19 protein-coding genes and 1 tRNA gene are annotated in these 18,938 nt (G+C 69.2%); 12 read left to right on the top strand and 8 right to left on the bottom strand.

The genetic code is table 11. The features are described 5' to 3' along the window. Window positions 1-25 precede the first annotated feature (25 nt). The 5 genes from ABOD76_RS10685 (at window position 26) to ABOD76_RS10665 (ending at window position 5,317) form a co-directional block, all read left to right on the top strand. A complete protein-coding gene (locus ABOD76_RS10685) occupies window positions 26-1,069 on the top strand; it encodes a TolC family protein (protein WP_350244819.1) in 1,044 nt (347 codons plus the stop codon). After that, a complete protein-coding gene (locus tag ABOD76_RS10680) occupies window positions 1,066-2,562 on the top strand; it encodes an efflux RND transporter periplasmic adaptor subunit (protein WP_350244818.1) in 1,497 nt (498 codons plus the stop codon). Before ABOD76_RS10685 ends, ABOD76_RS10680 begins: the two co-directional genes overlap by 4 nt. Further along, complete coding sequence (locus ABOD76_RS10675) at window positions 2,562-3,287, top strand: ABC transporter ATP-binding protein (RefSeq protein WP_350244817.1); 726 nt, start codon at window positions 2,562-2,564, stop codon at window positions 3,285-3,287. The genes ABOD76_RS10680 and ABOD76_RS10675 overlap by 1 nt, the downstream gene beginning before the upstream one ends. Further along, on the top strand, window positions 3,272-4,528 hold the full coding sequence (locus ABOD76_RS10670) for an ABC transporter permease (RefSeq protein ID WP_350244816.1): 1,257 nt from the start codon (window positions 3,272-3,274) through the stop codon (window positions 4,526-4,528). Before ABOD76_RS10675 ends, ABOD76_RS10670 begins: the two co-directional genes overlap by 16 nt. A gap of 174 nt (window positions 4,529-4,702) precedes the next feature. Beyond that, the gene (locus ABOD76_RS10665) at window positions 4,703-5,317 is read left to right on the top strand and encodes a hypothetical protein (protein WP_350244815.1); all 615 of its coding nucleotides are present in this window, start codon (window positions 4,703-4,705) and stop codon (window positions 5,315-5,317) included. Between the two features lie 91 nt (window positions 5,318-5,408). Here ABOD76_RS10665 and ABOD76_RS10660 read toward each other — a convergent pair whose 3' ends face one another. After that, window positions 5,409-5,807 (bottom strand): hypothetical protein, encoded by a 399-nt coding sequence (locus ABOD76_RS10660; RefSeq protein WP_350244814.1) that lies wholly within the window; start codon window positions 5,805-5,807, stop codon window positions 5,409-5,411. Between the two features lie 289 nt (window positions 5,808-6,096). Here ABOD76_RS10660 and accD point away from each other — a divergent pair, with 289 nt between their 5' ends. From accD to ABOD76_RS10645, 3 genes are all read left to right on the top strand, one after another. After that, the gene (accD, locus tag ABOD76_RS10655; RefSeq protein ID WP_350244813.1) at window positions 6,097-6,984 is read left to right on the top strand and encodes an acetyl-CoA carboxylase, carboxyltransferase subunit beta; all 888 of its coding nucleotides are present in this window, start codon (window positions 6,097-6,099) and stop codon (window positions 6,982-6,984) included. Further along, window positions 6,981-7,925: an acetyl-CoA carboxylase carboxyltransferase subunit alpha gene (locus tag ABOD76_RS10650; protein WP_350244812.1), complete on the top strand. Its 945-nt coding sequence runs from the start codon at window positions 6,981-6,983 to the stop codon at window positions 7,923-7,925. The genes accD and ABOD76_RS10650 overlap by 4 nt, the downstream gene beginning before the upstream one ends. Before the next feature lie 41 nt (window positions 7,926-7,966). Beyond that, a tRNA-Pro gene (locus ABOD76_RS10645) sits at window positions 7,967-8,043 on the top strand. 229 nt (window positions 8,044-8,272) lie between these two features. Here ABOD76_RS10645 and ABOD76_RS10640 read toward each other — a convergent pair. The 7 genes from ABOD76_RS10640 to ABOD76_RS10610 all read right to left on the bottom strand — a co-directional run bounded on the left by ABOD76_RS10640 (window position 8,273) and on the right by ABOD76_RS10610 (window position 12,233). Further along, window positions 8,273-8,977 carry a hypothetical protein gene (locus ABOD76_RS10640; protein ID WP_350244811.1) on the bottom strand — a complete coding sequence of 235 codons (705 nt, stop codon included), beginning with the start codon at window positions 8,975-8,977 and terminating at the stop codon, window positions 8,273-8,275. After that, window positions 8,974-9,219 carry a hypothetical protein gene (locus ABOD76_RS10635; RefSeq protein ID WP_350244809.1) on the bottom strand — a complete coding sequence of 82 codons (246 nt, stop codon included), beginning with the start codon at window positions 9,217-9,219 and terminating at the stop codon, window positions 8,974-8,976. The genes ABOD76_RS10640 and ABOD76_RS10635 overlap by 4 nt, the downstream gene beginning before the upstream one ends. 28 nt (window positions 9,220-9,247) lie before the next feature. Continuing rightward, window positions 9,248-9,970, bottom strand: a complete 723-nt coding sequence (locus ABOD76_RS10630; protein ID WP_350244808.1) for a hypothetical protein — start codon at window positions 9,968-9,970, stop codon at window positions 9,248-9,250. Window positions 9,971-9,985: 15 nt separating this feature from the next. Then, window positions 9,986-10,438 (bottom strand): PQQ-binding-like beta-propeller repeat protein, encoded by a 453-nt coding sequence (locus ABOD76_RS10625; protein ID WP_350244807.1) that lies wholly within the window; start codon window positions 10,436-10,438, stop codon window positions 9,986-9,988. A 133-nt stretch (window positions 10,439-10,571) separates the two neighbouring features. Further along, the gene (locus ABOD76_RS10620) at window positions 10,572-10,949 is read right to left on the bottom strand and encodes a c-type cytochrome (protein ID WP_350244806.1); all 378 of its coding nucleotides are present in this window, start codon (window positions 10,947-10,949) and stop codon (window positions 10,572-10,574) included. A gap of 38 nt (window positions 10,950-10,987) precedes the next feature. Then, window positions 10,988-11,449 carry a hypothetical protein gene (locus ABOD76_RS10615; protein WP_350244805.1) on the bottom strand — a complete coding sequence of 154 codons (462 nt, stop codon included), beginning with the start codon at window positions 11,447-11,449 and terminating at the stop codon, window positions 10,988-10,990. 277 nt (window positions 11,450-11,726) lie between these two features. Further along, window positions 11,727-12,233 (bottom strand): hypothetical protein, encoded by a 507-nt coding sequence (locus ABOD76_RS10610; protein ID WP_350244804.1) that lies wholly within the window; start codon window positions 12,231-12,233, stop codon window positions 11,727-11,729. Window positions 12,234-12,566: 333 nt separating this feature from the next. Between ABOD76_RS10610 and cphA the strand changes: the two genes are divergently transcribed. From cphA to treZ, 4 genes are read left to right on the top strand one after another with little or no spacing between them, the layout of a single operon-like run. Beyond that, window positions 12,567-15,344 (top strand): cyanophycin synthetase, encoded by a 2,778-nt coding sequence (cphA, locus tag ABOD76_RS10605; RefSeq protein ID WP_350244803.1) that lies wholly within the window; start codon window positions 12,567-12,569, stop codon window positions 15,342-15,344. Further along, a complete protein-coding gene (locus ABOD76_RS10600; RefSeq protein ID WP_350244802.1) occupies window positions 15,341-16,222 on the top strand; it encodes an isoaspartyl peptidase/L-asparaginase family protein in 882 nt (293 codons plus the stop codon). Before cphA ends, ABOD76_RS10600 begins: the two co-directional genes overlap by 4 nt. After that, window positions 16,212-17,024: a cyanophycinase gene (locus ABOD76_RS10595; protein WP_350244801.1), complete on the top strand. Its 813-nt coding sequence runs from the start codon at window positions 16,212-16,214 to the stop codon at window positions 17,022-17,024. Before ABOD76_RS10600 ends, ABOD76_RS10595 begins: the two co-directional genes overlap by 11 nt. Beyond that, window positions 17,021-18,889, top strand: a complete 1,869-nt coding sequence (gene treZ / locus ABOD76_RS10590) for a malto-oligosyltrehalose trehalohydrolase (RefSeq protein WP_350244800.1) — start codon at window positions 17,021-17,023, stop codon at window positions 18,887-18,889. The genes ABOD76_RS10595 and treZ overlap by 4 nt, the downstream gene beginning before the upstream one ends. The last annotated feature ends 49 nt before the right edge of the window (window positions 18,890-18,938 follow it).

The raw sequence follows: 18,938 nt of genomic DNA, 5'->3' as shown, positions 1-18,938 counted from the left end.
TTCCCGACCCGCCACGGAGACCCCCATGAAACGACTTGTCCTGCTCGCCCCGCTGCTGCTGGGTGCCGCCCTGGCCCAGACCACCACCCCGCCGAACCTGACCCTCCAGAGCGCCGTGCAGTCGGCGCTGACGGTCGGGTCCACCGTGCGCGACGCCCAGGCGGGCGTCACCAGCGCCGCCGCCACCCTCAAGGCTGTGCAGGCGGACCCGTCCAGCCTGGCCGGCGACCTGCTCTCGGCCCAGCAGGCCGACGCGCTGGCCCGCGCCCAGCTGGCCCAGGCGCGCCTGGTCGCGGTGCAGAGCGCCATCAACGCCTACACCACCGTGTACCAGAACCAGGAGCAGCTGAAGGTGGACGCGCTGCAGGTGCAGGTGAACCAGAAGGCGCTGCAGGTGGCGCAGGTGAAGCTCAGCACCAGAGCCGGCACCGCCCTGGACGTCAAGACCGCCCAGAACACCCTGGCCAGCAGCCAGCAGACGCTCAGCGACGACCGCAAGGCGCTGGGCGTGAACACCACCAAGCTGGCCAATGCCATCGGCAGGACCGGCAGCTTCGTGGTGGCCGTGCCGCCCACCCCGCCCGCCGTGAAGAGCGGCGCGGCGCTCGCCAGCGGCTACCCCACCCTGCTCAGCGCGCAGCAGGCGGTGGAGACGGCCGCCCTGAACGTCAAGCTGGCCGACAACGAGTTCACCGCGCGCGTGACGCTCAACGACGCCCGCACCCGGCTCTCCAACGCCCAGTCGCAGCTGTCCAGCACCCAGAAGGACATCCAGACCACCCTGGCCACCGCCCTGCGCAGCGCCCAGAATGCCCAGGCGGGGCTGCAGACCGCCATCCAGGCCGAGGCCAATGCCCAGGCCAGCACCAGCCAGGACGCGGTGCGGCTGAAGAGCGGCACCATCAGCGCGGTGCAGTACCAGCAGAGTCAGCTGGCGCTGCAGAAGGCCCACTTCGCCCGCGCCCAGGCGCTGGTGAGCCTGTGGCAGGCGCTGGCGACCCTCAGCGTGAACAGCGGTGAGGACAACACCGGCTTCGTGGCCAGCACGGCCCCGGCGGCCAGCAGATGACCGCCGCCCCCCCTGCCCCACCACAGGCACCGGGGGCCGCCAGGGCCCGGCCCCGCCGCAGGCGGCGCTGGCCCTGGCTGCTGTTGGTGCTGGCCCTGCTGATCGGCGGGGCGGTGTGGTTTGTGCTGGCCCGCCGGACCGGCAGCACCACCGCCGCCACCGTGCAGACGGCGGTGGCCCAGCCGGGCACCGTGACCGTCTCGGTGACCGGCCCCGGCACCCTGACCGCCAGCAGCAGCACCGTCGTGACCGCCGTGAACAGCGGCACCATCTCCGGGCTGCCGGAGGTGGGCGACACGGTGAAGCAGGGCCAGCTGCTCGGTACCATCCGCAACACCGACTACGGCAACGCGGTGAACGACGCGCAGCTGAACCTGGAACGCGCCCAGGCGCAGCTGGCGGTGCAGCGCAGCTCGCAGGCCACCAGTCAGGCCAGCCGCAGCAGCAGCGTGACCAGCGCCCGGCTCGCGGTCCAGGACGCCCAGACCAGCCTGGACAGCGCCCGCACCACCCTGCAGGGCCAGCAGCAGCTGTACGCGGTGGGCGCGGTCAGCCAGACCGATCTGGCGGCGGCGCAGCAGGCCGTGACGGCGGCGCAGAACAAACTCACCAGCGCCCGGGCCAGCCTGACGGCGGCGCAGCAGCAGGCGCAGGCCGGCACCCAGTCGGACGCCGACAATCTGAAAAATCAGCAGCTGGCGGTGCAGCAGGCCCAGGAGACGCTGCGGCAGGCGCGTGAGACCGCCGGGCGCCAGCGTGTGACCTCGCCGCTCAGCGGGGTGGTGACGGCCGTGAACGTGGTGAACGGCGCCAACGTCAGCGAGAATGCCGAGCTGATGACGGTGCAGGGCACCCGCACAATGCTGCTGCCGGTGCAGGTGGACGAGACCGAGATCTCGCAGGTGCAGGTGGGACAGCTGGCGCGCGCCACGCTGGACGCGCTGGGTGGGCAGACGGTGGAGGGGCGCGTCACCAAGATCTCCCCCACCGCCACGGTCAGCAACAACATCAGCATCTTCACGGTCACGGTGCAGCTGCCGAACCCGGACGGCCGGCTGAAGGTGGGCATGACCGCCGAGGCCGAGATCGTGATCGGGGAGCAGAGCGGCATGGTGGTGCCGGCCAAGGCCATCGAGGCGGTGCGGACCCGCAACTACGTGCAGGTGGTGAAGGTGGCGCCGGACCCGCAGGCCAGCGATGACGCGGGCAGCGGGGTGCAGAGCAGCAGCGCCACCAGCACGGTGGCCGCCAGCCGGCTTCAGGGCGACCCGGAGCGCCGCCGGGTGCAGGTGGGCCTGACGGACGGGAACAGCACGGTGGTGACCGGCGGCCTGCAGCCGGGCGAGACGGTGCTGCTTCCGCAGAGCACCCGCAGCACCTCCGGCAGCAGCACCTCCAGCAGCGGCACCACTGGCAGGGGCAGCACGCGCGGCGGCTTCCAGCGCTCGCCGGGCGGGTTCGGGGCGCCGGGCGGCTTCCCCGGAGGCTTCTGATGACCGGGGAACCGCAGGCGGTGGTGGAACTGCACGACATCTGGCGCACCTACAGCATGGGCGAGACCGAGTTCCAGGCGCTGCAGGGCGTCAGCCTGAGCATCCGGCAGGGCGAATTTGTGGCGCTGATGGGCCCCTCAGGCAGCGGCAAGACCACCCTGATGCAGATCATCGGGCTGCTGGACCGGCCCACCGCCGGGCGCTACCTGCTGGGGGGCCGCGACGTGACGCTGCTCAACGAGAACGAACGCGCCGAGGCCCGCAACGCCGACATCGGCTTCGTGTTCCAGGCGTTTCATCTGCTGCCGCGTCTGAGCCTGCTGGAGAACGTGGAGGTGCCGCTCACCTACGCCGGCATGCCGGCCCGCGAGCGGCGCGAACGCGCCCTGCATCTGCTGTCGCGGGTGGGCATCGAGAGCAAGGCGCACAGCCTGCCCAGCCAGATCAGCGGCGGGCAGAAGCAGCGGGTGGCCGTGGCGCGGGCGCTGGCGGCCGAGCCGAAGCTGCTGCTGGCCGACGAGCCGACCGGCAACCTCGACAGCCGCACCAGCGAGGAGGTGATGGCCCTCTTCCATGAGCTGCACGACGAGGGCCGCAGCATCGTGATCGTGACGCACGAGCCGGACATCGGGCAGCACGCCCAGCGGATCGTGCGGGTGCGCGACGGCCTGATCGAGGGCCAGGACGTGCGAAGGGCGGGGAGCGGCACGTGGGCGGCGGTCTAGGCTTCGGCGGCATCCTGCAGATCGCGTGGCGGGCCATTCTGGGGAACCCGCTGCGCAGCGCCCTGACGGCGCTGGGCGTGATCATCGGGGTGGCGGCCGTGATCGCCCTGACGGCGCTGGGCACCGGCAGCACCAAGGGCGTCACCGACAACCTGGAGAACCTCGGCACCAACCTGCTGACGGTCAGCAGCCAGCGCGCGCGGTTCGGCGGTGCCGGCGGCGGGCTGGTGCGCGGCGCGCCCAGCAGCAGCGTCACGCTGGCCGACGCCCAGGCGATCCAGACGCAGCTGGGCAGCGAGATTGCCGGGCTGGCCCCCACCGACGGGAGAGGCGTGCAGGCCAAGGCCGGCAGCACCAACACCCAGGCGCAGGTGCAGGGCACCTGGCCCAGCTACGAGACGGTCCGCAACGCTACGCCCGAACTGGGCGAGTTCTTCACCCAGGCGGACGTGGACGGACGCAAGCGGGTGGCGGTGATCGGGTATCAGGTGGCGCAGGACCTGTACGGCGACTCGCAGAGCGCGCTGGGCCAGCCGATCCGGCTCGACACCACCACCTTCACCGTGGTGGGCGTGATGCCGGACAAGGGGGCCACCGGGTTCCAGAGCCCCAACGCGCAGGTGTACGTGCCGCTCAGCACCTACCAGCAGCGGCTGGGGCGCGGCACGGCGGTGCGCGGCAGCCGCACGGTGGGCAACATCTACATCCAGGGGGCCAGCCAGCAGGGCCTGACCCAGCTGCAGCAGGACGTGACCGACCTGCTGGCCCGCCTGCACGACACCCCCGACCCCAGCAGCTACGACTTCACGATCCAGAACCAGGCGGACGCGCTGGCCAGCCTGAACGCCACCACCACCACGCTCACGCTGCTGGTGGGCGCGATCGCCGGCATCAGCCTGCTGGTGGGCGGCATCGGCATCATGAACATCATGTTGGTTAGCGTGACCGAGCGCACCCGCGAGATCGGTGTCCGCAAGGCGCTGGGCGCGCGGCCCGGTGACATCCTGACGCAGTTTCTGGTGGAGGCCTTCGTGCTGTCGGTGGGCGGCGGGGTGCTGGGCATTCTGCTGGGCTTCGGGCTGGCCTTCCTGGGCCGCCTCGCCAACATCACGCCGGTGTTCACCGTGACCCCGGTGCTGGCCGCCTTCGTCTTCAGCGCGCTGGTGGGCATCTTCTTCGGGTATTACCCGGCGGCCCGCGCCGCCCGGCTCGATCCGGTGGAAAGCCTGCGTTATGAGTAATTTGATGCCATTCCATGAGAATATGCGCGCGCTCCTATCTGCCTCAGGCTGATTGATATCTGACGGGCATGCTTCTTTCTTTCTCGGCGTCTTGTCAGCTTCTTCGACGCTTCTTCATCTGATTCCAGCAGCATTCAGGAGAGCATCGTTGCTCACCCCACAAGGAGATCTCCCATGAACAATCGCAATCTCGTCCTGACCGCCAGCGCCGTGTTTGCCCTGCTGCCGATGGCCGGCGCACAGACCCGCACCACGCCCACCGCACCGGGGCAGCCCGGCCAGCCGCCCCGCAACGCAGCGATGGCCTCCACCTTCGACCTGGTCCGCACGGTCAGCAGCCTGAGCGAGCTGAACAAGAACGCCAAGACCGCCATCACCAAGACCCAGGCGGCCCAGCTGCTGCCGATCCTCAAGGCGCTCCAGACGGCCAAGACCCTGCCGGCCAACACCGCCCAGGGCTACCTGACCCGGATTGAGGACAAGATCCTGAGCGACGCCCAGCTCACCGCGCTCGATGACCTGGAACTGAAGCGGCAGCAGGACCGGCAAGCGGGCCGGGGGGGCTTTCAGGGTCGGGGCTTCCAGGGCCGGCCGGGCCAGGTAGGTCAGGCGCCGCAGGGCCAGACGGGGCGCCTGCAACTGCCGCAGAGTGGCGCAGCCGGTGGCCAGGGCCAGCAGCGCCCCCGCGGCGGCTTCGGCGGGTTCCAGCAGGGCGGCAATCCCTTCCTGCAGGGCCGCCTCGCCGACTCGCTCAAGGCCCTGATCACCAGCCTGTCGCGCCTGTCCTGAGTCGCCTAGCCGGTCCACCCCATCTGAATCCATCGCACAGCAGTGAAGCGGCCTCCGGGAATTCCCGGAGGCCGCTTCACTGCTGTGCGGCTTACTGGTTGTAGGCCACGCCCACCACCGGCACCTGGAAGTCGGTCAGGGCAGTGCCGCCGGACATCAGGCTCACGTTGGCCAGGGCATTCACGGCGGTGCTGGTGTCGCTGCGCTCGGTGTCCACGTACAGCACCAGCGAGTTGCCCACCACTTCCGAGCCGGTCAGGGTCAGCGTCACGCCTTCCGGCAGGTTGGTGGCCGCGATGCTCAGGTCGCTCGGCTGAACGCCGCCCACGTCGGTCAGCGGGATCGAGATCGCCTGCCAGCCGGCCTCGGTGAACAGGGCGTCATAGCCGGACTGCAGGTCGCTGCCGTTGGTGATGGTCGCCACCGAGGCGGCGGAGGCGGTCGCGGTCAGGGTCAGGGCGGTCAGGGCAGTCAGTACGAGCTTCTTCATGGTGGTTCCTCCTGTGGGGCGCCGGTTCCGGGCGTCCTCTCTTCCTGAGCACAGGTTGATCCCGGTCGGCCAAGAAGCGTTGCAGGCTTTGTGCGGATTCTGCGAAGATCGTCCCAGCGCTCTTTAGTCCGCCTGAAGCTGCGCTGAGCTGGGTGTGCGGGCTTACCAAAACAGGGGGTGATCCCGCACAGTCGGGATGCGCCGCCGCACTCCCGGGCTTACCCTTGAACCGGGTCAAGCCATCTCACCGGCACACGCCCTACAATGCCTGCAGAAAAGGAGAAGTCTCTTGGCGCTCGACAAGTTCTTCCGCAGACGCCGCGCCCAGTCCGGCGAGACCAACGACATCCCGGACCTGTGGACCAAGTGCCCGGCCTGCAAGGAAAATACCTACAACAAAGACCTGGAGGCCGAGCGGTACGTCTGCCCGCGCTGCGGGCACCACCACCGCCTGAACGCCAGCCGCCGGCTGGAAGTGCTGCTGGATCCCGGCACCTTCGTGCAGCTCTCGGGGCGGGTGCATCCGGTGGACCGGCTGTCGTTCGTGGACACCGAGACGTACCCGCAGCGGCTGGAACGTGCCCAGCGCAAGACCGGACGCCCCGACGCCATCCTGACCGGACGCGGCCAGATCATGGGCCTGGACGTGATGGTGGCGATCATGGACTTCGAGTTCTCCGGGGGCAGCATGGGCAGCGTGGTGGGCGAGGAGATCGCGCGCGCTGCGGAGGCCGCCGCCGAGCAGGGACTGCCGTTCGTGCTGGCGGCGGCCTCGGGTGGCGCCCGCATGCAGGAGAGCGCGCTGTCGCTGATGCAGATGGCCAAGACCACCGTGGCCCTGGAGCAGCTGAGCCGGCGCGGCCTGCCGTACCTGAGCGTGCTGACCGACCCCACCACCGGCGGCGTCACGGCCAGCTTCGCGACCATCGCCGACGTGATCATTGCGGAACCGGGCGCACTGATCGGCTTTGCCGGACCGCGCGTGATTCAGCAGACCATCCGCCAGAGTCTGCCGGAGGGGTTCCAGCGCGCCGAATTCCTGCTGGAACACGGCATGGTGGACCTGGTGACGGACCGGCGGGCCCAGCGGGAGACGATCCGTCAGCTGCTGTCGGTGCTGACCCACCAGCCGCTGACGCTGCCTGAGCCGGCCGCGAGCCTGACGGTGAGCCCATGAGTGCCGACGCCTCGGTGTTGAGCGAGCTGGAGACGCGGCTGCACGAGCTGGAGGCCACCGCTCAGCGCACCGGCCAGGACCTGAGCGCGGCCACCGCGCCGCTGCGTCAGCAGGTGGAGACGCTGCGCCGCCAGCAGGCCGGACCGAGCCGCTGGGAGCGGGTGGGGCTGGCCCGGCTGCAGGGCCGCCCCACCGCGCTGGACTACGTGGAGCGGCTGTGCAGCGAGTTCACTGAGCTGCACGGCGACCGGGCCTACGGCGACGACGCGGCGCTGATCGGCGGTCCGGCACGCTGGCAGGGCCGTCCGGTGATGCTGCTGCTCCAGCAGAAGGGCCGCGACACCAAGGACAAGATCCGGCGGCGCTTCGGGAGCAGCAATCCGGAAGGCTACCGCAAGGCGGTGCGCCTGATGGACCTGGCCGACAAGTGCGGCCTGCCGGTGGTGGCCCTGATTGACACCCAGGGCGCCTACCCCGGCATCTCCGCCGAGGAGCGCGGTCAGGGCTGGGCCATCGCGGAGAGCATTCAGCGAATGGTGCGGCTGTCGGTGCCGGCCGTCTGCGCGGTGATCGGGGAGGGCGGCAGCGGCGGGGCGCTGGCCATCGGAGTGGGCAACCGGGTGCTGATCCAGGAGAACGCGTGGTACAGCGTGATCTCGCCGGAAGGTGCGGCCAGCATCATCTGGAAGGACGCCGGGAAGGCGCCGGAAGCGGCCGAGGCGCTGCGTCTGACCGGCGAGGACCTGCGAGGGCTCGGGATTGTGGAGGAAGTGGTGCCGGAACCCCCGGGCGGCGCTCACCTGGACCCGGAGGCGGCAGCGGCGGCCCTGGGCGAGGCAGTGTCGCGGCACCTGGACAGCCTCAGCCACCTCTCGGCCGAGGAACTGCAGCGCCAGCGTGCTGAGCGCTTCCGCACGCTGGGTGCGTACGCTGAAACTTGACCCGACGCGCTGTGTCGTCTATATTCCCCTTTGCTGGTTGACGAGGCGTAGCGCAGCCTGGTAGCGCACTACCTTGGGGTGGTAGGGGTCGCAAGTTCAAATCTTGTCGCCTCGACCAGCAAGAAAGCTCCGTGAAAACGGAGCTTTTTCGTTGCCTGACCAGGGCACCCCGTCTGACATACTTTCTATCGTTCAAGACGCTCCCCTTTTGGCCCCGAGCGACTGGGTGCCCTCCATCCGGGCTCCAAGTTCCTCACTGTGCTCTGAACTCCTCCGAAATGGCTAGCGCCTGATAGACAGCGGGAGGTGAGGAGCAAACTGCTCCTCACCTCCCACCCGGCCCCTGTTTATTTCAGCTGATCCAGCCGGGCCGTCTGGCTGAAGCGGTTGCCTTCACTGTCGGAGAAGCGCAGGGTCGCGGTGCCCTTTGCCGGAAGGCCGGTCAGGTCGAAGGTGTACTGCACCACGCCCAGGAACCGGAAATCGGCGCCCCCGGTCGGCAGCGTGAACTGGTCCCGGTAGGGGCCGTCAATCTGCGGCTGGGCCTGCAGGGTCCGGCCACCCACCGTCAGTGTGGCCGCCTTATAGGCGTCCAGGTAGCTGTGCTCCCGGTTGGCGGAGGGCTTGACGTCGCCGCTGTGGTAGGCCTGCTGCCACTGCTCCTCCTCCTCCCCCACGCCTCTGGGGCTATGGGTGTACACCAGGAAGGTCAGCTTGTTCTTCAGCGTCCCCGCCAGCTGGACCGACTGTGCCGGGGTCAGGGCCATGTCCTGAAAGCTCGCCAGAAACGAGGCGTAGCGCAGCCGCTCGTAGGGCGTGCCCAACGCAATACCGTCCACCTCGGGCGAATCTACCCGCAGGCGGATGTCCTCGGTGTAGGTCTTGAGCAGGTAGGACCCCCACACGTAGGCGCCGTTCTTGTGGAACATCGCGTCGCCTTCCTGCGCCGCCTGGGCCACCTGCTGGACCGTCAGGGACGGGGTGAGGGCCAGCGCCGACCCGGCGCACAGCGCGCTCAGCAGCGCCGTTCTGAACAGACGGAGGGTGCTCATGGGAGCGTATAGATGGCGACGCGGCTCGTCACGTTCTTGGCTCCGTTCAGCCCCTTGGAGGTGTTGCCGGCCGCCACCGCGATGTACTGCTTGTTGCCCACCGTGTAGGTGGCCACCCCACCACCGATCGGGGCCTTGTCAATGTTGGACTTGAACAGCACCTTGCCGGTGGTCGCGTCCAGCGCATAGAAGGTGCCGTTGGCCGCGCTGGAGAGCACCAGATTGCCGTCGGTGGTGGTCACGCCGCTCACGATGCGGATGCCCGGGGTGCTAGCGCCACATCTCCTTGCCGGTCGCGGCGTCGAAGGCGATGGTGTTGCCGACGGCCTTGGAGGCCGGGTCCAGAGACATGGCCCCGCCGAAGAACAGCTGCCCCCTGATCAGCCGGACCTCGCCCAGTTTGACGGTGCCGCACCAGTCCACCGCGTTCACGACCAACATCTTGCCGCCGGGCATGTACGACGGCTCGGACCACTGCGACCCGGCCGAGTAGTTCGGGCAGATCGGCAGGCCAGCGGCGGTGGGGTTCTTCTCGTGGTTCTTGACGGTGATCATGGCCTGCTTGAACACCTGGCTCTTGCTGGTCTCGTCGTAGGAGAACAGGTGGCCGGCCTTGGTGGCCACGGCCACGCGCGGCTTCCCGTCCAGGTCATACAGCACCGGCGCGGCGGCGGTGTCGTAGTCCTTGTTGTCGTTCGGGATCTGCTGGTAGTAGTGGTCCAGCGCGCCGGTCTCGGCGTTCAGCGCCACCACCGAGTTGGTGTAGAGGTTGGCGCCGGGGCGGTACTGGCTGGCAAAGTCCGGGGCCGGGTTGCCCACCGACATGTACAGCTGCCCGGTGGTGGGGTTGAGCGAGAAGCTGCTCCACACGCTGCCGCCGCCGGTGGCGGTGGAGTCGGCCTTGCGCCAGGAGTCGGCGCCCGGCTGATCGCCGGTGGGAATCAGGTCGAAGGTCCAGACCTTGTTGCCGGTCTTGGTGTCGAAGGCGTACATCTTGGCCTTGACGCCTCAGTCGGCCCCGGCGTCCCCGATGTAGACCTTGTTGTTCCAGACGATCGGGGCGGCACTCAGGAAGTAGCCCACCGACGAGTCGTCCACCTTCTTGTCCCACAGCGTCTTGCCGGTGCCGGCGTCAATGGCGATCAGGTGCGCGTCGCCGGTGCCGCGGTACAGCACGCCGTCCGCGATGGCAAAGCCGCGGTTGACCGGGTTGACTTCCGCGCTGGTGGGTTTGTAGACGTTCACCCACAGCGTCTTGCAGGTCACGGCGTCCACCGCGTAGCTGCGGCGGGCGGTGGCGATGAAGGCCACGCCCTTGTAGATCTGCGGGGTGATCTGGAACGAGCCGTCGTCCCCGGTGTCGAAGGTGCAGACGCGCTTGAGGTTGGCGACGTTGCTGGAGTTGATCTGGTCCAGGGGGAGTGCCGCTGGCCGCTGTAGCCCTTGTTGTACATCAGCCACGAATCGGTGGCGGCGTCGGCGTTGTTGAGCTCCTCCTGGGTCGGCCCTTGAACGGCCCCGGCCATGCCGACCAGCAGCGCGGTGAAGGTGGCGAGTCCAGCGGCAGTGGTCGCAAAGTTCTTCATGGGGCGCCTCACTTCCTGAAGGTGTATTGCTTCAGGTTGGCGGCCTTGAGGGCCGTGGTTCCGGGCTTGAAGCCGTTCTGCTGCAGCACGTAGGCCACCAGATTGATGTACTGCTCTGGCTTGAGCGCGCCCGGATGGGTCTGGGGCATGGTGGTGGACATGATGGAGTGGAAGTCGTCGAGGCTGTTGCTGCCCCACTTCAGCAGGAAGGCCGAGCCGGCCAGCTTGGGCGCGCCGCCGTTCTGAAGAGTGCTGCCGTGGCACAGGGCGCACTGCGCCTTGTCGACGGCCGCGCCCTGGGTGGCCTGGGCTTTGGTGTAGGCAGGGGTCGCCGCCTGGGCCGACACGGTGGTCAGGCCCAGCAGCACGAGCAGTATTCGGTTCATGGCATGCTCCCGAGAGCAGGCCGGCCCACCTGCTGACGTCAGCTCAAGCCGTCCTCGGCGAGCAGCAGCGGCAGCAGCACGGACATCAGTTCATGGGCGGCCTGTTGGGAAGTGGCGTCGCCGGTCAGGAGGCGCGCATAGAGGAAACGTTCCGTCAGGGCGGTATAGACCTGGGCCAGCAGTTCGGGCGCGTGGTGCAGGCCGATGACACGCGACGCCTGCAGCTCCCGGAAGCGCTGAGTGTAGATCGGCACGTACAGGCTGTGCTGATCGGTCTGGCTGTTGTGCCGCAGCACCAGCCGGGTCAGGTCCATATCGGTGGTCAGGACGTCGAACAGGTGACCCACGCCGCGTTCCAGGGCCGTGACGAGCGGGAGGTCCGTGCTGAGCTTCAGCGAGGTGTCGGCCGCCGCCTGCCAGAGCGCGTTGGTGCTGTCAATGATTGAACTGTATGCCGCCTCCTTGCTGGGCCAGGCGCGGTAAAAGGAAGGTTGAGACAACTCCGCCGCCGCCACGATGGTGCTGACCTTGGCTCCCTGTAATCCGTGGTGTGCGAACTCCCGGATCGCCGCCTGCCTGAGCCGCTGCTCGTTGCGCAGATGACGGCGGGTCTGGGGATGGAGTAACGCCTCAATCTCATTCAGAACAAAGCCTCTCTACCTGCTCCTCATTTTTCCTACACCGCAAATCTAGGTCACAGTAGAAGTACTCTCAAGATACAATCGAGTACGTCTACGGCCCGGCGTCGGTTACGCGATGTGGACGGCTCTTGCGGGCCTAGCGCTCGGCAAAACGCTCGGCGTACCGGCCCAACAGATAGATGCTCTGGTAGGTCCCGTTAAGCGTGTCGAGCACCTGTCCGCTGTACTCGAAGTCCCACTCGCCCGCCCGGTCCTGCCACCACACGCCCAGCAGCGCCGCGTGGTCGGCCAGCGTCAGGGGCCGCACGGCTGCGGCCACTCCCGGCCTCCGAATCTCCAGGGTCATGTTCTTGAAGACCAGCGGCCGTGGCTGGCTGTGGACGATGATGCCGTAGAGGTGCCCGGCCTGATCACCGAACCGCTGCCGCAGCACCGTGAGGTCAATGCTGACGCGGCGGGAGGTCGACAGCACATCGGTCGAGCCGGGCAGGTGCGTGACCTCGAACTCGCTGCGGTTCGGGAAGCTGATGATGCCGGACGGCGGCACATGCACCATCTGCAGTTCGGCATACGTGGTGCTCAGGTCATCGGCGCGGAGCGTCAGGTCCAGCGTTTCCGCGGAGGGCTTGGAAGAACGGACCATAGCACCGGAATAGCGCGGCTTCATCTGATCCCACATGAGGGGGGCTTGCTGCTCCCTTATGGTCCGGGCGGCTCCGCAGGACAGCGCTGACAGGAGATCCAAAAGAGCAGGCCGTCACCGTTCATGATCGGCCTCGTCCAGGACGCCATTTTCGCCTGCTGTACCGCTGGCCCCTCCTGCCCTGGCCGTCCGGCGTCTTCATTTTCTGAAGGAGGCTCCTATCTGTCGCCATATCTGAGTAAATCGAGCCTCATTCAGGACAGCAGGAGCGCCGCGCGATACGGTTTACCCTCCAGTTCAGCCGCTGTATCGCTGCATGTGAAGGAGCAGACCATGACCGCTGAGCATCCGAACACCCACAGAGCGTTACCCAGCAACGCAGCACCCCTCCAGGTGCTGGAAAAACAGATCTACCGGGGTCCGAACCTGTATGGCTACCGGCCGATGATCCGCATCCAGCTGCAGCTCGGCGCGCTGGAAGAGTACCCGTCCAACCGGCTGCCCGGCTTCACCGAGGGGCTGCTGGAGCAGCTGCCCACGCTGAGTCAGCACGGCTGCTCGTACGGCGAGCCGGGCGGCTTCGTGCGGCGCCTGCAGGACGGCACCTGGCTGGGGCACATCACCGAGCACGTGGCGCTGGAGCTCCAGGCGCTGGCGGGGCTGCCGGTCACCTATGGCAAGACCCGCTCGGTCCGGGGCAGCCCCGGCAGCTACAACGTGGTCTACGAGCAGCGCGAGGAACGCGTCGGGCTGCTGGCCGGCATGCTGGCGCTGCGGCTGGTGAACAGCCTGCTGCCGGCAGAGCTGCAGGGCCTGGAAGGGCTGGACCTGCTGATGCCGGTCGGCATGAACACCACCCTGGAAACCGACAGCCCCTTCGATCTGCAGCGCGACATGGCGGAACTGCGCCTGCTGGTCCGGCGCCACGCCCTGGGGCCCACCACCGCCTCGCTGGTGGATGAAGCGCGGCGCCGGGGGATTCCGCACCTGCGGTTGGACGACAACAGTCTGGTGCAGCTGGGCTACGGCCGCTCCCAGCAGCGCATCCGCGCCAGCATCACCCAGCAGACCGCCCACATCGCCACCGAGACGGCTGGCGACAAGTCGCTCACCAAGCTGCTGCTGGACCGGGCTGGGCTGCCGGTGCCGGCCGGCGCGGTGGTCCTGACGGCCGAGCAGGCGGTGCGCGAGGCCCGGCGGATCGGCTACCCGGTGGTCACCAAACCGCTGAACGGCAACCACGGGCGCGGCGTCTCGATTGACCTGACCACGCCGGAGCGGGTGGCCTGGGGCTTCGAGCAGGCGGCGCGGCACAGCCGCCACGTGGTGGTGGAGCAGCAGTTTCCCGGCAACGACCACCGCATTCTGGTGGTGAACGGTGAAGTGGTGGCGGTGGCCGAGCGGGTGCCGGCCCATGTGATCGGGGACGGCCGGCGGAGCATCCGGCAGCTGGTCGAGGAGACCAACCTCGATCCGCGCCGCGGCGACGGCCACGAGCAGGTGATGACCAAGATCGTGATTGACGATCACGTGCTGGCCCTGCTGGCGCGCCAGGGGCTGACCCCGGACAGCGTGCCGCAGCAGGACGAGGTGATGGTGCTGCGCGACACCGCCAACCTCTCAACCGGCGGCACCGCCATTGACCGCACCGACGTGATCCACCCGGACAACGTCACGGTGGCGCGGCGCGCGGCGCTGATGATCGGGCTGGACGTGGCCGGCATTGACTTCATCACCCCCGACATCACCCAGTCGGTGCACCGGACCGGCGGCGGCATCGTGGAGGTCAACGCGGCCCCCGGCTTCCGCATGCACCTGCAGCCCTCGGTGGGCACGCCGCGCAACGTGGCGGCTCCGGTGCTGGACATGCTGTTTCCGCCCGGCACGCCCTGCCGCATTCCGGTGGTGGCGATCACCGGCACCAACGGCAAAACCACCACCTCCCGGATGGTGGCGCACATCCTGCAGCACGCCGGAAAGCAGGTGGGCCTGACCACCTCGAACGGCATCTACCTGCAGGGCGAACGCATCATGAGCGGCGACACCACCGGTCCCAAGAGCGCCCAGGTGATCCTGAGCGACCCGACCGTGGAGGTGGCGGTGCTGGAAACCGCGCGCGGCGGCATCCTGCGCGAGGGCCTGGGCTTTGACCAGTGCCAGGTGGGCGCGGTGCTGAACATTCGCCCGGACCATCTGGGCCTGAAGGGCATCGAGACGGTCGAGGACCTCGCCTTCGTGAAGGGCCTGGTGGTGGAGGTGGTGTCGCCCAGCGGCGTGAGCGTCCTGAACGCCGACGACCCGCTGACCGCCCGGATGGTGAAGAAAGCGGGCGGGCAGATTGCCTTCTTCTCGATGGAGGGCGCCGTCACGCACCCGGAGCATCTGGCGCAGCACATCGCGGCCGGCGGCATCGCGCTGGTGCGCGAACCGACCCTGGTGGGCGACGAGGTGGTGCTGTACCGGGGCGGCCAGCGGTACCCGATCATGCTCGCCAACGACATCCCGGCCACCCTGTCCGGCGCGGCGCGGATGAACGTGGAGAACGCCCTGGCCGCCTGCGCCATTGCGGTGGGGCTGGACGTGCCGGTCAGCGTGATCGGCGAGGCGCTGCGCACCTTCACCACTTCCTTTGAGCAGAGTCCGGGGCGGCTCAACGTCTATGAGGGCCACCCCTTCCGGGTGCTGCTGGACTACGCCCACAACCCGGACGGCCTGATGCAGCTCTCGGGGCTGGTGCGGGCCATGCGGCCACAGGCGGGCCGGGTGATCGGGGTGTTCGGCGTGGCGGGCGACCGCCGCGATCAGGACATCCATGAGATGGGCACGCTGCTGGCCGGCATGTTCGATCTGCTGATCCTGCGCGAGGACGACGAGCGGCGCGGGCGACCGGCCGGCGAGGGGGCCTCCCTGACGCGCGACGGCGCGCTCGCGGCGGGGCTGCCGGATGAACAGATCCAGATCATCCTGGACGAGACCGAGGCGATTGACGCCGCGCTGAGCAGCGCCCAGCCGGGCGACCTGGTGGTGATTCTGCCGAACCGGGTGGAGGAAGCGTGGCAGCAGATCCAGGCGTTCCAGAGCCCCTCACTGCAGGTGGAGCGGCCCGCATGAGCGGCGCTCGCTGGGCCCTGATGGTGCACGGAGGCGCGAAGACCATCTCGGACGACGAACGTGAGGCGCACCGGCAGGGCTGCCTGAACGCGCTGCAGGCCGGCCGTGAGGTGCTGGTCCAGGGCGGAACGGCGGTGGACGCGGTGGTGGCCGCCATCCGCGTGCTGGAGGAGGACCCGACCTTCAATGCCGGGCACGGCGCGGTGAAACGCACCGACGGCAGCGTACAGCTGGACGCCGCCGTGATGGACGGTTCGACCCTGGACATCGGGGCGGTGGCGGCCGTGCAGGGCGTGCCGCATCCGGTGGAGGTGGCGCGCCGCGTCCTGGACGAGCGGCAGGTGCTGCTGGTGGGCGAGGATGCCAGCCGCTTTGCCGCCGAGCAGGGGCTGGACACGCCGGGCGGCCCGGCTGAGCAGGTGGCGCACAGCCCGGCCGAGGACACGGTGGGCTGCGTGGCGCTGGACCTGCACGGCCACGTGGCGGCCGGCACCTCCACCGGCGGCACCGAGGGGCAGCCGCCCGGCCGGGTGGGCGACTCACCGGCAGCCGGCTCCGGCTTCTATGCTGACGACCTGCTGGGCGCGGTGGCGGCCTCGGGGGACGGCGAGAAGATCGTGCGGGTGGGGCTGGCGCGTCAGGCCCTGGAGCTGCTGGGCAAACAGACCGCCGATCAGGCGGTGGGTGAGGTGCTGGCCACCATGAGCCGGCGCGTGGGCGGCGAGGCGGGGCTGATCCTGCTGACGCCGGCCGGAGAGATCGGCTGGGACCACAGCAGCCAGAACTTTGCGGTGGCGTGGCAGGCCTCCGGGCAGGACCCTCAGGCGGCCCTGGAGCGGAACCCGGCCCCACACACAGGAGACAACAGTGACGCATAACAACCAGAACGGCTCGCTGATCGTGATCGGCGGGCATGAGGAAAAAGAGGGCAAGCGCGAGATTCTCAAGGAGGTGGCCCGCCGCACCGGTTCCGGCCGGCTGGTGGTGATGACGGTCGCCTCGCACGAGCCGGAAGGCTACTACGACACCTATGCCCCGGTCTTCGCTGAGCTGGGCGTCCGGGAAACCCGCGAGGTGTACGTCAACGAGCGCAGCGAGACGGCCAGCGAGGAGCTGCTCAGCTGCTTTGACGGCGCGACCGGGGTGTTCTTCACCGGCGGCGACCAGCTGCGCATCACCAGCCAGATCGGGGACAGCCCGGTGGAACAGCGCATCAACGAGATCTATGCCAGCGGCGGAGTGATCGCCGGCACCTCGGCCGGCGCGTCGGCGATGTGCGAGACGATGCTGGTCACCGGCAGCGGCCGGGAATCCAGCCGCATCGGAGACCTGCGGATGGCTCCGGGCCTGGGGCTGATCCGGGGCGTGATCATCGACCAGCATTTTGCCGAGCGTGGCCGGATGGGCCGCCTGCTGGGAGCCGTGGCCCAGAACCCGCGCGTGCTGGGCATCGGCATTGACGAGGACACCGCCATCGTGGTGGAGGGTGAACAGTTCTCGGTGCTGGGCAGCGGCGCCGTGACGGTGCTGGACGGCAGCACCGTGAGCAGCTCGAACGTCGCGGACGGCGGGCGCGACACGGTGCTCTCGCTGTTCGACGCGCGGCTGCATGTGCTGGCCGCCGGCAACACCTTCGACCTGGCCCAGCGGCGGCCCTCCGTGCCTGGAGCGCGGGAATGACCGGCCCGGCCGGCACGCCCTCCACCTGGCCGCTGGGGGCGTTCCCCACCGAGACCGGCACCATGTTCCGGCTGTGGACCACCCAGGCCAGCCGGGCCGCCGTGGTGCTGAGCGGTGACGGCCCGGACCAGACCGTGCCGCTGGAGCCGGTGGGCGACGGCGTGTTCGAGCGGCTCATTGAGGGCGTGGGGGCGGGCCGCCGCTACACCTTCGAGCTGGACGGCCAGCCGGTGCCGGACCCCTACGCCCGCTGCCTGCCGGACGGCGTGCACGCGCCGGCGGAGGTGTGGGCGCCCGCCGGCGGCGAGCGGCCGGTGGCCCCGGACCTGAAGCGCTCCGACCTGGTGATCTACGAGCTGCACGTGGGCACCTTCACGCCGGAAGGCACCTTCCGGGCTGCGCAGGAGCGGCTGCCGTACCTCCGTGAGCTGGGCGTGACGGCGGTGGAACTGATGCCGCTGGCCAGCTTTCCCGGGCAGCACGGCTGGGGCTACGACGGGGTGGCGCTGTACGCGCCGTTCGCCGCCTACGGCCGCCCGGACGACCTGATGCGCTTCATTGACGAGGCGCACCGGCAGGGGCTGGTGGTGCTGCTGGACCTGGTGCTCAACCACTTCGGGCCGGACGGCAACTACCTGAGCGCCTACAGCCCCGAGTACTTCACCGACCGGCACAAGACCCCCTGGGGCGACGCGCTGAACTACAGCAACCCCTGGATGCGCCGGCTGGCGCTGGACGCGGCGCGGCACTGGCTGGAAACCTACCGCTTCGACGGCCTGCGGCTGGACGCCACCCACGAGATCTTCGACGACAGCGAGCTGCATGTGCTGCACGAGCTGGCCCAGCAGGTCCACCAGCTGCGCGCGGAGCTGGGCACCCGCCACTTCCTGTTCTGCGAGGACGACCGCAACCGCCCGGAACTGGTCACCGAGACCGGCATGGACGGCATGTGGGCCGACGACTTCCACCATCAGCTGCGGGTGCTGCTGACCGGGGAGCGCGACGGCTACTACCGCGCCTACGTGCCGAAGGTGACCGAGCTGGCCCGCTGCATCAACCGGGGCTGGCTGTACGAGGGTCAGGACTGGCCGCTGGGCACGCCGCATCCCCGCGGCTCCGCCGCCGACCGGCTGGACGCCTCCAGCTTCGTGTACTGCATCCAGAACCACGACCAGATCGGCAACCGGGCGCTGGGTGACCGCCTGCAGCAGGTGGCCGGCACCGAGGCCTTCCTGGCGGCCAGCACCCTGCTGCTGTTCCTGCCGATGACGCCGCTGCTGTTTCAGGGTCAGGAGTGGATGACCGACAGCCGCTTCCAATACTTCTCCGACCACAATGCCGAGCTGGGGGCGCTGATCACCGAGGGGCGGCTGCGCGAGTTCCAGCATTTCGAGACCTTCAGCGCCGCGCTGCAGGGCGAGGCGGTGCCGGACCCGCAGGATCCGGCCACCTTCCAGCACAGCCACCTGGACTGGCCACAGCAGCAGGAGGGCGAGCACGCCCGGGCGCTGGAGCTGTACCGCCGCCTGCTGGCGCTGCGCCGTCAGGACCCGGTGCTGCGGCATTCCGGCCGCCCGGAGCTGCAGGCCGGCGCACAGGGACCGCTGCTGTGGGTCACGCGCCGGCTGGGCGATCAGGTGCGGGCGCTGGTGCTGAACTTCTCGTCGGGGCCGGTGGCGCTGCCGGACCTGCAGGGCAGCGGCGCGCGGCTGCTGCTCGCCAGCAGCCCGGACGCCGACCTGGGCCACCTGCCCGGGCAGACGGCCGCCGTGCTGGCCCTGAGTTCGCTCCCGGACGCCTGGACCGGCGCGCCGGGGCCGGACGAGGCCAGCCGGCCACGGGCACAGGTGCAGCAGACCCGGTAAAACGCCACGAAACGCGCAGCGGGCACCCCGGCAATTGCCGGGGTGCCCG

This window comes from Deinococcus sonorensis KR-87 (assembly GCF_040256395.1).
GTDB classification, from domain to species: Bacteria; Deinococcota; Deinococci; order Deinococcales; family Deinococcaceae; genus Deinococcus; species Deinococcus sonorensis.
This window is presented reverse-complemented; position numbering and strand designations above follow the sequence as displayed.

Excerpts from the sequence above, each read along its gene's own strand:
- ABOD76_RS10685 (WP_350244819.1), top strand. The coding sequence starts at position 26 with ATGAAACGACTTGTCCTGCTCGCCCCGCTGCTGCTGGGTGCCGCCCTG.
- ABOD76_RS10680 (WP_350244818.1), top strand. The coding sequence starts at position 1,066 with ATGACCGCCGCCCCCCCTGCCCCACCACAGGCACCGGGGGCCGCCAGG.
- ABOD76_RS10675 (WP_350244817.1), top strand. The coding sequence starts at position 2,562 with ATGACCGGGGAACCGCAGGCGGTGGTGGAACTGCACGACATCTGGCGC.
- ABOD76_RS10665 (WP_350244815.1), top strand. The coding sequence starts at position 4,703 with ATGAACAATCGCAATCTCGTCCTGACCGCCAGCGCCGTGTTTGCCCTG.
- ABOD76_RS10660 (WP_350244814.1), bottom strand. The coding sequence starts at position 5,807 with ATGAAGAAGCTCGTACTGACTGCCCTGACCGCCCTGACCCTGACCGCG.
- ABOD76_RS10650 (WP_350244812.1), top strand. The coding sequence starts at position 6,981 with ATGAGTGCCGACGCCTCGGTGTTGAGCGAGCTGGAGACGCGGCTGCAC.
- ABOD76_RS10640 (WP_350244811.1), bottom strand. The coding sequence starts at position 8,977 with ATGAGCACCCTCCGTCTGTTCAGAACGGCGCTGCTGAGCGCGCTGTGC.
- ABOD76_RS10630 (WP_350244808.1), bottom strand. The coding sequence starts at position 9,970 with ATGTACGCCTTCGACACCAAGACCGGCAACAAGGTCTGGACCTTCGAC.
- ABOD76_RS10620 (WP_350244806.1), bottom strand. The coding sequence starts at position 10,949 with ATGAACCGAATACTGCTCGTGCTGCTGGGCCTGACCACCGTGTCGGCC.
- ABOD76_RS10610 (WP_350244804.1), bottom strand. The coding sequence starts at position 12,233 with ATGGTCCGTTCTTCCAAGCCCTCCGCGGAAACGCTGGACCTGACGCTC.
- cphA (WP_350244803.1), top strand. The coding sequence starts at position 12,567 with ATGACCGCTGAGCATCCGAACACCCACAGAGCGTTACCCAGCAACGCA.
- ABOD76_RS10600 (WP_350244802.1), top strand. The coding sequence starts at position 15,341 with ATGAGCGGCGCTCGCTGGGCCCTGATGGTGCACGGAGGCGCGAAGACC.
- treZ (WP_350244800.1), top strand. The coding sequence starts at position 17,021 with ATGACCGGCCCGGCCGGCACGCCCTCCACCTGGCCGCTGGGGGCGTTC.